12 protein-coding genes are annotated in these 13,489 nt (G+C 64.5%); 5 read left to right on the forward strand and 7 right to left on the reverse strand.

Annotation, left to right across the window (positions count from 1 at the left end; all coding sequences use genetic code 11):
• Positions 1–35 precede the first annotated feature (35 nt).
• From egtB to nadE, 4 genes are all read right to left on the reverse strand, one after another.
• Positions 36–1,331 carry an ergothioneine biosynthesis protein EgtB gene (gene egtB / locus LVJ94_09400; protein ID WXB07448.1) on the reverse strand — a complete coding sequence of 432 codons (1,296 nt, stop codon included), beginning with the start codon at positions 1,329–1,331 and terminating at the stop codon, positions 36–38.
• 32 nt (positions 1,332–1,363) lie between these two features.
• Positions 1,364–1,675 carry a hypothetical protein gene (locus tag LVJ94_09405; protein ID WXB07449.1) on the reverse strand — a complete coding sequence of 104 codons (312 nt, stop codon included), beginning with the start codon at positions 1,673–1,675 and terminating at the stop codon, positions 1,364–1,366.
• On the reverse strand, positions 1,638–2,012 hold the full coding sequence (locus LVJ94_09410) for a DUF883 C-terminal domain-containing protein (GenBank protein WXB07450.1): 375 nt from the start codon (positions 2,010–2,012) through the stop codon (positions 1,638–1,640). The genes LVJ94_09405 and LVJ94_09410 overlap by 38 nt, the downstream gene beginning before the upstream one ends.
• Positions 2,013–2,188: 176 nt before the next feature.
• The gene (gene nadE / locus LVJ94_09415; GenBank protein WXB07451.1) at positions 2,189–4,090 is read right to left on the reverse strand and encodes an NAD(+) synthase; all 1,902 of its coding nucleotides are present in this window, start codon (positions 4,088–4,090) and stop codon (positions 2,189–2,191) included.
• Positions 4,091–4,388: 298 nt separating this feature from the next.
• On the opposite strand from nadE, the gene LVJ94_09420 reads away from it, so the two are divergent.
• Positions 4,389–4,598 carry a cold-shock protein gene (locus tag LVJ94_09420; GenBank protein WXB07452.1) on the forward strand — a complete coding sequence of 70 codons (210 nt, stop codon included), beginning with the start codon at positions 4,389–4,391 and terminating at the stop codon, positions 4,596–4,598.
• 114 nt (positions 4,599–4,712) lie between these two features.
• On the opposite strand, the gene LVJ94_09425 is transcribed toward LVJ94_09420, so the two are convergent.
• The gene (locus LVJ94_09425) at positions 4,713–5,045 is read right to left on the reverse strand and encodes an FKBP-type peptidyl-prolyl cis-trans isomerase (protein WXB07453.1); all 333 of its coding nucleotides are present in this window, start codon (positions 5,043–5,045) and stop codon (positions 4,713–4,715) included.
• Positions 5,046–5,180: 135 nt separating this feature from the next.
• On the opposite strand from LVJ94_09425, the gene LVJ94_09430 reads away from it, so the two are divergent.
• The gene (locus tag LVJ94_09430) at positions 5,181–7,184 is read left to right on the forward strand and encodes a KUP/HAK/KT family potassium transporter (GenBank protein ID WXB07454.1); all 2,004 of its coding nucleotides are present in this window, start codon (positions 5,181–5,183) and stop codon (positions 7,182–7,184) included.
• An 18-nt stretch (positions 7,185–7,202) separates the two neighbouring features.
• Here LVJ94_09430 and LVJ94_09435 read toward each other — a convergent pair whose 3' ends face one another.
• Positions 7,203–8,594 carry a serine/threonine protein kinase gene (locus tag LVJ94_09435; GenBank protein WXB07455.1) on the reverse strand — a complete coding sequence of 464 codons (1,392 nt, stop codon included), beginning with the start codon at positions 8,592–8,594 and terminating at the stop codon, positions 7,203–7,205.
• Between the two features lie 437 nt (positions 8,595–9,031).
• On the opposite strand from LVJ94_09435, the gene LVJ94_09440 reads away from it, so the two are divergent.
• Positions 9,032–10,591, forward strand: coding sequence for a serine/threonine protein kinase (locus LVJ94_09440; protein WXB07456.1), 1,560 nt, complete (start codon positions 9,032–9,034; stop codon positions 10,589–10,591).
• Between the two features lies 1 nt (position 10,592).
• Here the strand turns inward: LVJ94_09440 and LVJ94_09445 are convergent, their stop codons facing one another.
• Entirely contained in the window at positions 10,593–12,215 is a 1,623-nt protein-coding gene (locus tag LVJ94_09445; GenBank protein ID WXB07457.1) for a mechanosensitive ion channel family protein, read from the reverse strand.
• A 216-nt stretch (positions 12,216–12,431) separates the two neighbouring features.
• On the opposite strand from LVJ94_09445, the gene LVJ94_09450 reads away from it, so the two are divergent.
• Both LVJ94_09450 and LVJ94_09455 read left to right on the forward strand, forming a co-directional pair.
• Positions 12,432–12,614, forward strand: coding sequence for a hypothetical protein (locus tag LVJ94_09450; protein ID WXB07458.1), 183 nt, complete (start codon positions 12,432–12,434; stop codon positions 12,612–12,614).
• A 104-nt stretch (positions 12,615–12,718) separates the two neighbouring features.
• Entirely contained in the window at positions 12,719–13,465 is a 747-nt protein-coding gene (locus tag LVJ94_09455; protein WXB07459.1) for a response regulator, read from the forward strand.
• Positions 13,466–13,489 lie beyond the last annotated feature (24 nt).

Genomic DNA, 13,489 nt, shown 5'->3' on the forward strand with positions numbered 1-13,489 from the left:
GACTCGGATCGAATCAGGTCGGAGTCAGGTGAGCGTCAGGTCAAATCCCGGGCAAGACGGATGCCCGTCATTTGCCAGCGCGCGCCGGGCGGAAAGAAATTGCGGTACGTGCGTCGCAGGTGGTCCGCGGGCGAGAAGCACGAGCCTCCGCGCAGGACCATTTGGTTGCACATGAACTTGCCGTTGTATTCGCCAAGAGCTCCCGCGAGCGGCCGAAAACCTGGATAGGGTGCGTAGGCGCTACCGGTCCACTCCCAGACATCGCCGAACATCTGATGCGGACCTTTTTCCTGCGCGCCGGCATCGAGCGGGCGCGGCACGAGAAGCCCCGACCCCACGAAGTGGCCCGAGCCGATGCTACAGCGCTCGGACGTGATCTCCCATTCGGCCTCGGTGGGTAGACGCGCACCGGCCCATGAGGCGTACGCGTACGCCTCGTACAAGCTGACGTGGGCCACGGGGGCGTGGCGATCGATGGGCATCATGCCGTGAAGCGAGAACGTCAGGTACGTGCCGTCTTCCTTTTGCTTCTCCCAGTAAAGTGGTTCCTCCCAGCCTTCCCGGTGCCGTGTGGCCCAGCCGTCCGAGAGCCAGAGCTCCGGCCGCGTGTAGCCTCCGTCCTCGATGAAGTCGAGGTATTCGCCGCACGTGACCAGACGCGAGGCGATGGAGAATGCCGGAACGAAAAGGCGATGCCGTGGCGTTTCGTTGTCGAAGGAGAAAGAATGGCCGTGGTGACCGATGGAGCGCAGGCCCTCGGGCTCGTGATGCCACGCGAGCGGCGGGCACTCGCCCTTGGTTTGCACGGGCTGCACGATACGGGGCGCCGGCGTGTAGCGCGGACGAAGCGGATTCTGCGCGAGCACGTGCTGAATGTCCGTGAGAATGAGCTCTTGGTGCTGCTGCTCGTGGTTCAGCCCCAGCTCGAGGACCGTGGCCACGTCGGCGTCGACCCCGCGCGTGAGCACGTCGTGCATTTCTTCGTCGATGGCCTCGCGGTAGGCCACGATTTCCTTCAAGGTGGGGCGGCTTAGAAAACCGCGCTGGGCGCGCGGCGTTCGCTCGCCGAGGGCCTCGTAGTACGAGTTGAAGAGAAGCCCATAGCGCGCATCGTAAGGCTCACGGTTGGGGAGCGCGCGGGCGAGGACGAACGTCTCGAAGAACCACGTCGTGTGCGCGAGGTGCCACTTGGTCGGGCTCACGTCGGGCATCGATTGCACTGTGCAATCTTCCGGTCCAAGGGGCGCGGCAAGTGCGGACGTCGTACGACGCACGTCACGGTAACGTGATGCGAGGGACGACGACGGGGACACTGCGTCGTGAGGGCGCATTCGTCAGCCGTAGGGAAATTTTTGTTCTTCGGCTAGGGCAAACCGCGAAGAGCTTCGCGATCGTCATCGGTCGATGGAGCGGAAGCGATGCTCGCTTCGACCTCGTCATCGAGCGATGGATCGTCGTCTTGCCGCGATGGGGGAGGGCTGACCGTACCGTCGGTCACGTCCGTTTTCGAAGGCGCAGTGGCGATGGGAAGCGGGCCCAATCCCGGTGTGGTGTGACGCTCGAGTGAATCTTCCTCACCGCGATCGGCGGGCGTCGATGGACCTAGCGGATCGATCGAGATGACCGGATCGGACGCGTCAGATGCCTTCGCGTTTCTTTTCCCCGTTGGACTCATGATTCACCTCGTCCGCAGCTTCTACGAGCTCGTCGATCAGACGCTTGATGCGTCCGCGCGCCATCTCACTCGCAAGGATACCTCCCGTGGCAAGGAGCATCGTGCGAAGGAGCTTCGAGCCGACGATGGCTCCGACACCGAACCCGACGCCAGCGGCGATGCCGAGCGTGCGGTAGGGATTCTCCTTCACCTCGCGTTCGACGATCGCGGGAAGGTCACGCGCAAACTCGGAAATCTTCTCCGGCGAGAGCTTGCTCACGATCTTGTGCAGACTGCTTTCCTCGTCGGACTCGGTCTCAGCCTTGCCGTTGGCGTACGCATGCTCTTGAAGGTCCATGGGCTGACCCAATGCGAGGATCGAGCCCCAGAAGAATGGACAGGGAGATCGGGAGATCGGGAGATTTTGGGGTCCGATCCTAAAAAAACTCCCGATCTCCCGATCTCCCTGTTCAATCCTCTTCGAGGCAAAACGCCATGGTTGTGGCGCTAGCGCTCGCGGCCGCTACAGCGGGACTAGGTCCACTCGGTGGATTGGACCACCGGTAGCTGCAGGGCGCGTTCGCGCTCGAGATCCAGGTTGCCGACGTGGAGGCTCAGCGGGGTCTGCACCCACTTGTAGATCGACTGCGTGAACAGGCGGCCGAACTTGGTGGCCCACGCTTCCAGCTGCGTCGGGTTGTCGTCGGGGAAGATGGATCGCAGGGCGATGACCACCTCGGCGACGCTCATCTTTTCGCCGGCGTAGAGGGCGAAGCAGGCATCGAGCACGGGGAACGGCATGAGATCGCGCTCGTCCTCCATGTCGTCGGCGAGCTCGGCGCTCGCGGGCTTCTTCAAGGTGAGGCGGATGGCCTCCGAGCCCGTGGTCTCGAGCAGGTAGTCGAGGAGGTAGTTCACCACCGTCTTCGGCACGTTCGCGATGACCGAAAGGGCGCCCTCCATGTCGCCGCCGATGGTGGTGTACCCCACGGCCTTCTCGCTCATGTTGCTCGTCTGCAGAAAGAGACCGGCGGCGCTGTTCGACCAGCTCCACATGCGCTCGGCGCGAAGGCGCGCCTGGATGTTCTGCTTCGTGAGCTGCGTGACCGATTCGCCTGGTTGCAGCATGCCCTTCGCTGCCGCGAGCTCATGGTCGAAGGCGTCGTCGATGTTGCTGATGACCAGCGGCACGCCGAGCTCCTTCGCCGCGGCCTCGGCGGCGGCGCGTGTCTCGGCGGACGAGTAGCGCGTGGGCATGAAGAAGGCGCGCAAGATCTCGCCGACGCGTTTCTCGGGTTGCGGGTCGTCGCGGAACCGTCGCGCGAGGTAACGGTGCGCGAGGATCAAACAGAGCAAGCTATCGCGCCCGCCGGAGAGGGCGACGCCGATGGTCTTGAACGCGCGTGTCTTCTGGAAGTAGTCGCCGATGCCGATCGCCAAGGCGTCGAGCAGGTCTTCGCAGAAGTCGGTGCGCGCGGCGCGCGGCTCGGAGGGCTCGGGCAGGAAGAAGCTCTTGTGCGGCGGGCCCGGGTAGCGAAGCGCCTCGCGTCCGCGCGTGGGCACGTCCACCTTCACGTGGCGCACGCGTGCGGTGTTCGCCTCCTCGAAGGTCTCTTGGTCCATGCGCCACGTAGTGTTCTCTGCGCGAAGCCGTCGCGTCCGATTCAAGTCGACGGTGACGCAGGTGAAGCCCTCGCGGTAGCGCGGCGCCGTGTGGAGCATGCGCCCGTTCTGCGCGACGTAGCCGCCGCCGTCGTAGATCAAGCCGTCGTTGGCGCCGACCAGCGCGGCATAGACGACGGTGCACTGATTGTCGGACGAGCGCGTGCTGATGATCTCGCGCCGCGTACCCTCGACGCCCAGGCGGAAGGGCGACGCCGAGACGTTCACCATGATCTCCGCGCCGGCGTAACAGCGGCGGCGCATCGGCCCGTCGGGCGACCAAATGTCTTCGCACACCTCGAGGCCGATGGTGCCGAAGTCCATGTCGAAGACGAGGTCGCCGAAGGGCACGCCGTTCAAGTCGTCGTATAGGCCCGGGGCGCCACGCGCCAAGGTGCGGTTTTCGTAGAAGACGCCATAGGTTGGCAGCTTCTCCTTGGGCACCAGGCCGTGCACTTTTCCGCCATGTACGAGCGCCGCCACGCTGTACAGGTGACTGCCGCGGGCGACGGTGAGGCCGAGCACGGAAGCCGCGCCAAGGCTGCGCGTCTCGTAAGCAAAGCGATCCAGCTCGCGCCGCTGCGCATCGACGAACGCGCGCCACTGCACGAGATCTTCCTGCATGTAGCCGCCGATCAGTTGCTCCGGCAGCGCAATCAAGGTGGCGCCTTCGTCGGCGGCCGAGTGGGTGAACTCCAAAGCGCGGTCGACGTTGCTCTTCACGGCACCGACCGTCGTGTTGACGTTCACGATAGCGATACGGACAAGTCTCATGAAAGATGCGCCCTCACCTTACCAGCTGCGTTACAAAACCGACCATCGTACCGCATTTATAGGGCCTTTGTCGCTGTCAAGACAGATTACAAACCGAGGCCCCGCCGACATCCATCAGGTCGGGGGCGGGTTTGGGCGGCGCCGGGACACGGAACGTCGGGTGTTTCCAGCCGTCTCCTTCTGATCTGACTCGACTTTCACGCGTAAAAAACTTATCTATCGGCTCGATTTCGTTGGGCACGTTGGGTTCGATGGTCGAAGTTCAAGCCCGGGCGAAGTTGGAACAGAGAGACAGCAGATGGCAACTGGAACTGTGAAGTGGTTCAACGAGGCGAAGGGTTTCGGATTCATCAAGCAGGACAACGGCGGCGACGACGTTTTCTGCCACTACAGCGCCATCCAGGCATCCGGCTTCCGCACTCTGGCTGAGGGCCAGCCGGTGGAGTTCGAGGTGAAGCAGGGACCGAAGGGTCTCCTCGCCGAGAACGTCCGCGTCTTGGGAGCTTGATTCTCGTTCATCGATAACCCGCGAAAATAAGCGAAAGCGGAGCGCGCCGTTTACTGAGCGTGCCCCGCTTTTGCGTTTTGTGCGTTTTGTGCGTTTCGTGCGTCTTGGACTGCGTCAGCCGATCTGCAGCAGCTCGACCTCGAACACGAGGGTCGAGTTGGGCGGGATCACCGGGGGAAATCCCCGCGCTCCGTACGCGAGGTCCGGCGGGATCGTCAACTTGCGCACGCCGCCGACCTTCATGCCCGCGACGCCTTGATCCCATCCTTTGATCACGTTGCCGGCACCCAGTTCGAACGAAAATCCGCGACCTCGGTCACGCGAGCTATCGAACTTCTTGCCGTCGGTCAGCGTGCCGACGTAGTGCACCGTGACGTTCTGTCCGGACGTTGCCTCGGCACCCTCGCCGACTTTCACGTCCTCTACTTTCAGGTCTTCATTGGCCATCGCGGGCTCTCCTTTCGTTCGTGGGCATGGGAGCCCTCGTTCGTGCCGAACGTCAAGATGTGAAACGCGGTTCGGCTCGGTGGTGAGTAGCCTAGTTGCGTTCAGGGCGGCTCTGCTCATAATGCGTAGCTCTCAATGTCCGCTCCCACAGCCGCGGCTCCTTCCAGTCCCAGTCAGCCACGGCCGCCCAGCAGTCACCGTCCTCCGTCGCGAAGCATCCACTCGTTGGCAGACTTGGGGCTGCTCGACAAAGAGCACCCTGAGCGTGGCGCGTCGGTTCGCGCGCTGACGTTGGCCGCGCTCGGTGTCGTTTTCGGCGACATCGGCACGAGCCCGCTCTACACGCTTCGCGAGTGCGTGCACGCCGCCGAGCATGGCGGACCGGCGACGCAGGCGGGCATCCTCGGCCTTCTCTCGTTGATGTTCTGGTCCCTCACGATGGTGGTGACGGTGAAGTACCTCACCTTCATCATGCGTGCGAACAACCACGGCGAGGGTGGCATCCTGGCGCTGCTTGCGCTGGTGCCGGAAAAGTTGCGCCAGCCGCAGGGCCAGAAGGTCGGCTGGGTGGCCGTGCTCGTGCTCGTTGGCGCCGCACTCCTTTATGGTGATGGCATCATCACGCCATCGATCAGCGTACTCAGCGCTGTCGAAGGTCTGGAGACGGCCGCGCCTGGACTCAAGCGCGCCGTGGTGCCGATCACGTGCGCCATTCTAATTGGCCTCTTCTACATCCAGCGCCGCGGCACCGCGGACGTGGGACGCTTTTTCGGGCCCATCATGGTGGTGTGGTTCGCCACGCTCTTTGGTCTCGGCGCATACCACATCGTCGAGTACCCGGCGGTGCTGCAGGCGTTGTCGCCGCACTATGCGGTGAACTTCTTCCTGCACCATGGCTGGCACGGCTTCGTGACCTTGGGGGCCGTCGTGCTCTGCGTGACGGGCGGTGAAGCGCTCTATGCGGACATGGGGCACTTTGGGACGCGGCCCATTCGTCTCGCATGGTGGCTCTTTGCCATGCCCGCCCTGGTGGTGAACTACTTCGGCCAGGGTGCACTCGTGCTCTCGCATCCGGAGGCGCTCGAGAATCCGTTCTTCTCCCAGCTGCCCACGGGCCCGCTCACGTACGCGCTCGTCGCGCTCTCGACCTTGGCGTCGATCATCGCATCGCAGGCGCTCATCTCGGGGGCCTACTCGCTCACGCATCAAGCCGTGCAGCTCGGCTACTTCCCGCGCGTGACGGTGAAGCACACGTCGCACGAGACGGAAGGGCAGATTTACATCCCTCAGATCAACTGGGGGCTCATGGTGGCGTGCCTCATCGTCGTGCTCCAGTTCCAGAAGTCGTCCGCGCTGGCGGCGGCCTACGGCATCGCGGTGACAGGCACGATGGGCATCACGTCCATCGTGTACTACGTGGTGGTCCGTCGCAATTGGGGTTGGTCGCGCTGGAAGGCGCTGCCCCTGGTGGTGCTCTTTCTCTGTTTCGACATTCCGTTCTTTGCCGCCAACTTGCTGAAGTTCTTCGAGGGCGGCTACGTGCCGATCATCTTCGGCGCCGCGGTCTTCTCGGTGATGCTCACCTGGAAGATTGGACGCAGCCTGCTCGGCGAGTACATCGTGAAGCGCTCACCGCCGATGGACGAGTTCCTGGCGGGCTTGCACACGCGCCTCGTGGCGCGCATTCCGGGCACGGCCATCTTCATGGCCTCCAACTCGGGTCGCGTTCCACCGATTCTCTTTCATCACGCGCAACGCATCCGCGTGCTGCATGACACGGTCATCCTGCTCACGGTGGTGACGGAGCACGTTCCCGTCTCGGACGAGGAGCGACGCCTCGAGGTGCAGGACCTGGGCGAGGGCTTCTACCGCGTGATCGCACGCTGCGGCTTCATGGAAGCGCCCAACGTGCCCGAGATTCTGCACGAGGCTGCTGCCCAGTGCGGTGTGCCCGTCGACTTCAGCCACATGACGTACTACGTCGGCCGCGAGACGTTCCTCGCGAGCGGCAGTGGCAAAATGGGGAAGTGGCAAGAGATGCTCTTCGCCTTCCTCTCGCGCAACGCGCAGCCGGCCACGCGCTACTTCGGCATCCCGCACGAACACGTCGTGGAGCTCGGGACGCAGATCGACCTGTAGCGCCAACGCCGCCCGGTTCTATTTCTTCTTCTTCTTTGCCGGCTTCGTCGGGCTCGGCGGGCTTTCGACGGCGGAGTGGGGGGCGGTGGCGGCGCTGAGGTTCGACGCCGTGGCGCTGGATGTGGATACGCTCATATCGGCCAGCGGCGTCACGGGTGCGGGGGGCGCGGAAGGCGTAGGTGGTGCGTCCACCGTCTTCTCTCTGGCAAGCTCCGTGTCCGTGTGTGGTGCCGTTTTGGTCCGGTAATGGGCGATACCATAGAGGCCCGCGAGAGCGACCACGGCAAGGGCCACCGCGCTTGCGATGGCCGTGCGCGGACCGATGGGGATCTCGGAGCGTTCGTCGAGCATGCCCGAGCGTGACGAGGCTTTCATCGCGTCGGTGGCGGTCATGACGGGCGCAACCCCAGCCATGGGCAGAAAGCCGACGGCCGAGCCATCGACGGCGGGACGCTGCTGCGAGTCCGTCACCGCCATGCGGTTCTTCGCCGTCTCGGTGACACCCTTCACGCGCTCGACCATCAAGCGCGCCGACTCGCCCGAGCCGAAGGGACCGAGCGCCTCCGCGAGCGCCGCGATGCTGTCGAAGCGCTTCTTCGCGTCCTTCTCCAGGCAGCGCAAAATGATCTGCTCGAGCGCGGGCGGTGCCGCGGGCAGTTCCTCGGTGATCTTGTGCGGGGTGCCCTGTTTGATGAGTTGCTGCAGCTCCACCAAGTCTTCCGAGTCGAAGGGCGGCTTGCCGGCGATGAGCTCGTGCAAAATCGCGCCGAGCGACCAGATGTCGCAGCGGTAGTCGACTTCGCCCGAGGCCATGAGCTGCTCGGGCGACATGTAATGCGGCGTCCCGAACGACGAGCGCCTTCGCGTGAGCTCGACGCCGCCCACCTTGGAGATCCCGAAGTCGAGCAGCTTGATGATGGGCTTCCCATCGGAGCGCTGCGCGAGGAAAAGATTCGCCGGTTTGAGATCGCGATGCACCACACCGAGGCCGTGCGCTTCGGCGAGTGCCTCACAGGCCTGCAGCAGGTAGTCGACCGCGGTCTTCTGAGGGAGCGGCCCTTGGTCCGCAAGGAGCGTCTCCAGATCTTGTCCCTCGAGGAACTCCATGACGAGGCACGGGGCGCCATCGTCGAGGGCACCAACGTCGTGCACGCGTGCAACGTGCTCGCTCTTGATCTTCACGGCAGCCCGCGCCTCACGGCGAAAGCGTGCGACCACCTCTTCGTTCGATCGGTACCGGGGCAGAAGAATCTTCAGCGCAACGCGATGGTCGAGTTCGATGTGCCGTGCGGCAACCACGACGGCCATGCCCCCTACGCCAAGGACCGCCTCGACGACGTACTTCCCCGCCAGAATCTCGCCCGGGTGTGGAAGCCCGAGCGCCCTTCCGGAGGGCGTTTGTTCGGCCATGGTCATTCAGTTTCGTCCTCGAGCCGCGCCCCCATCGATCGATGATCGCCGCAGTTTACGCATTTTAAGTAGGTACATGCACAGTTGGTCAACGCAAGGCGGGCCGTGCCGTGTTCCCGGCCGCGGTATGAAATGGCCGTCCCAGCAGCATCCCTGGGCGCAAGCCTTCGCAGGCGAGCGCGGGGGCCGGTGACGACGTGCGGCCTGCTGTCTCCGATGTGCGGCCAATCGTCCGCCGTCCCTGTAGCAAATCACACCGGCTCCTAGCTATTTCGCCGCACATTTTGCGGGAGACGCTCAGCGCCGCACATCGCACGACAGTCCTCACCGCAGTGTCCATTGGATGCGCTCGACCATGACCGTTCCCGGTGGGTGACGCGGTCACGCTTCGCTGCGCGTGGGCACGACCGTTGCTGAGTAAGGGTCGTGGGGGAACCATGACACTGAACGAAATCCATCGAAGTTCGGTCGTGGAACTCGTCCCGGGGATGATGATCACGCCCAACGTGCGGCTCGTGCGCCAAATCGGCGAAGGTGGAATGGCGAGCGTGTGGCTCGCGCACCACGTGGGGCTCGACACGCAAGTTGCGGTGAAGTTGATGTCTCCTGCGCTGGCGTGCCACCAAGCCGCAGTGGAGCGCTTCACGCGCGAAGCTCGATCGGCAGCGCGCATCCATCATCCAAACGTAGTGCAGATACTCGATTATGGCGTCCCTGCGGAGCCAAATGGTCTGCCGTACATCGTTATGGAGTACCTCGAGGGTACGGACCTCGAAACACGGATTCACCTGCGCGGGCGACTGAGCCTCGAGGAGACCGCGAGCATCGTCGTCCAAGTGACGCGCGCGCTCGACAAGGCGCACGAGCTTCGGATCGTGCACCGAGACATCAAGCCGGAGAACATCTTCCTCACGAGCGACGGCGAGGAAGTCTTCGTCAAGGTGCTCGACTTCGGTATCGCGAAGTTGCTCGGCCGCGGGGACGTGAGTGTGACGAACACCGGCGCGACGCTCGGGACGCCGACGTACATGAGCCCGGAGCAGATGCTCAGCGCGAAGAACGTCGATTACCGCTGCGACCTGTGGGCGCTCGCGGTGGTGACGTACGAGATGCTGACGGGCCGCAAGCCCTTCGCCGGTGAGACGTACGGCGCCGTCTGCCTTGCGGTGAACCGAGGAAAATTCCGCTCCCCGAGCCGCTACCGGAAGGATCTCCCGGGGGCCCTCGACGAGTGGTTCGTGCGTGCGCTCGCGCGCGATCCGAAGAAGCGCTACCGCTCGGCGCGGGAGATGGGGGAAGCGTTTCTGACGGCCATCGGGGTGCAGGCTCGGGTCTCGCGCTTCGGGATGAATTCGTCATGGCGCGGGTCGTTGATGGCCTCCTACGTGACGCGCAACACGGGCGAGAAGAGCGCCGTGAAGCGTCCCTCGCGCATCGTGCCGATGGTGGCGGCCGCGGCATTGTTCGCCGGCGCGCTGCTCGCGGTGACCTTCGCGCGACCATGGTGGAAGGCGTCGCTGCAGACCGCGGCGGCCGCACCGGTGACCGCGACGATCAATGGTGCGCTGCGCGCGCACGGCTCCTCATCCGATCACGCCGGTGGACACGCCGTCGTGCACGACGAGAAGGAGAAGAGCGCTCCGGCGACGACGGCCGCCGCGCCGGCGAAGGACATCCCGCCGCCACCGCCCGCTCCGGTGAAGGAGACGACGCCTCCTCCGGTGGCCGCGAAGGAGACGCCCGCGGCGCCGGCCAAGGTCGCGAGCCACGCGGCGAAGGACAACGTCATCGAGCTCGGCTCGGGGACGGGTTCGGCCGAGGTGAAGACCGATCCGCCGAAGCCGCGCTTGCCGAAGCCGAAGAAGCCCAAGGCCGAGGGCGAAGGCGGCTCGGACACCGCGGTGGAGCAATCGGTGGACGTGTCGTCCGACACGACGTCGTCCCCGCCGCCCGCGATTCAGGTCGACAGCAGCCTCGGCACCGGCTCCGGGGCATAGTTCAGACCGGAAGCTCGAGCTCGCGTTGCTCTTCCTTCGGCGGCTCCGGCTCCTCCGGGACGAGTCGAATGTCCGTCCGCGGGTTGCCCAGGTAGCGGCCGCCGTCGAGGGTCTGCATGAAGGCGATGAGGCCCTCGCGGATTTCGCACCGTAGATCGAAAGCGCGGCTGGCGTTGGCGGCGGAGACCAGGCAGCGAAGGACCATGCGGCGCTCGGTGGTGTCGGTGACCTGCAGGACGCAGAGACGTTGGTCCCAGTTGTTGCTGCCCTCGCAAATGCGGCGCAGCTCGATGCGGAGCTTGTCGACGGGCGTGGCGAAGTCGACGTAGAGGAACGCCGTACCGAGGATCTCGGTGGTGTTGCGCGTCCAGTTCTCGAAAGGCTGCTCCAGAAAGCGCGTCATGGGGATGACCAAGCGGCGCTCGTCCCAGAGGCGCGCGACGACGTAGGTCAGGTTGATCTCCTCGATGAAGCCGACCTCCTTCTCCACGACGACTTGGTCCCCGATGCGCATCGGCTGCGACAGCGACAGCTGGATCCCTGCGATGATGCCGGACAGCGACTTTTGCGCGGCCAAACCGAGCGCGATGCCGGCGACGCCTGCCGACGCCAACAGCGACACGCCCACGTTGCGCACGAACTCGAACTGCATGAGCCCGACGGCGATGGCCACGATGACGATGACCACCGAGGCCACGCGGCGGAGCAGCTCGAGCTGCGTCTGCACCGCGCGGTGCTTCATCTCGAGCTGCGAGCCGCTGGGCATCCGCTCCTCGGCCCAGTCCGCGCCGATGGAGATGGCGCGGATGACGAACCACGCGACCGAAATCACCAACCACGTGTACGCGATGTGCTGGATCGCGTCGTACACCGAGGCGGTGAGGTGCAGCTCGCTCAAGAGCTCCTTGACGATGACCACGAAGAGCACGCCACGAAGCGGGCGCCGCGCGGTTTCGACTAGCGCATTGTCCGCCGACGTCTTCGTGCGGAGCGCAAAACGTTGCGCCAGCCAGATGAACAAGGCACCCGTGCCGCGCGCGGCGGCGTAGCCGAGGACGCCGAGAAGCACCAGCCCGAGCCACTGCCAAAGGGCATTGCCCAGAAAGGTCGTGCGCGTCAGCCAAGGCGGAAAGCGGTCGGCCCACTCCGACGGCCCGTACGCCGCATACAGCGCAGGGATCATCGCGACGGTGCCGCGCGAGATCAGCCAGCGCCAGACGCCGTCGTTGAAACGGGCGCGCGCCAAGGTGACGGGGACCGTCTCGTCCTCCGCGATGATGTTGCCCACCGTCGCATCCTTGGCCTCCGCCTCGTCGGGGAGCTTGTCGGGGTCGACCGCCAGTTTGCGGTCGAGCACGTACGCGAGCTTGCGTGCGAGCTCGGGGCCATCGGTCGATTGCTTGATGCGCGGAATCGCATGCAAATCGAGGTAGTTGGCCGCGAGATCGTAATCACCGTGGTGGGCCGCCTCGAGGAAGCCTCGCATGGTGCGCTGCGGCGTCGCGCGATCGAGCGATGCGTTGGTCTTGGGCAATCCATCGTTGGGGCCGGCGTAGGCCACACCGAAGGAAAAGAGCGAAAGGAGAAAGAGCCATACAAAGGAAAAGAGACGCAGCGCGGGCATCACGGGCCCCAATTAGCCCGCATTTGTGCCCCGTGCCACAACGATGAGGGTTTGGGGGTTAGGGGTTAGGGGTTAGGGAACAGAACGATGAAAGAGGTGAGGGGACCTAAGCTTCGGCTTTCTCTGCCCTAAACCCTAACCCCTAAACCCTAACCCCTCACTCCCGGCACGAGCGTTGCTCTTTGTTCCTTGAACATCTCGTTACGGGGGGCTCACATGTTTTCAATGCGAGCACGCCGGTGGCTTGCCATCGGCGTATTGGGATTGGCCGGTTCGATCGGGGCATTCAGCGTAGGGGCCAGCGTGGCCGGACGACTCGAGAGGCACATGCACTCGGTGTCCGTCGCCAAGATTCCGGTGCACGACCTTGCGGTGCGGATCACGCGCGGCCAGAAGTAACGTTGCCGACACCGTCGAGCGCGGTACAAGCTTGAGCTGCAGCTTTCCGCGCAGCTCGTAGATATCGCTCGGCCCGTGTGAGGCGCTACACTCACCAGGAGGCCATGAACGCCAGGACCGACCCGAAGACCCGCGAAGCACGCGCATCGTCGGTCGATGTCCATGCGCTCCTCCGCGAGATCCTCGTGGACAAGAAGGCGGCCATCTTGGCGTCCGGTCAACAGGTGACGTTGGAGCTCAATGCGCGGCGCCCTCTCGTTAAAGGAGAGCGGGATACGCTGCACGAGTTTCTCGACCACGGGCTCGACACCGTGCTCACGGCCGCCGTACGAGGCACGCGCCTCGTCGTCGGCACGATGACCCTCGACCATCGCATCAAGGTGCGCATGGCGTGCGGCGAGCGTTCGTTCGAAACGGAACTTTCGACCTTCATCAACACCGACCCGCCAGCGCCATCGCCGTTGGTGGTGGCGCCCAGCGCGCCGGTACTTGCAGGTACACGTACCGTGTTGGTGGTCGATGACGATATCGATACTGTCGCGCTTTTGCGACGCGTGCTGGAACGTCGAGGTTACGAGGTCTTGGGGGCGACCAGTTTGGCCGAAGCGTTGATGGTAGCCGGCACTCAATCGTTCGACGTCTTGATCAGCGACGTCGGGCTGCCCGATGGCAGCGGTGTCGAGTTGATGGATCGTCTGGGCAGGCCTCATCACGCCATTGCCCTGACGGGCGTGAGCTCCGAGGAAGACGTCGCTCGGATCCGCGCAGCCGGCTTTCGCCAACACCTGACCAAACCCGTGAGTCTCTCCACCCTCGAATCCGCCATCTCCGAGCTTCTGAAATCGGCGTAACCTGGCCGATGCTCGGAGGTTGGC

The organism is Sorangiineae bacterium MSr11367, assembly GCA_037157805.1.
Lineage (GTDB): Bacteria > Myxococcota_A > Polyangia > Polyangiales > Polyangiaceae > Pendulispora > Pendulispora rubella.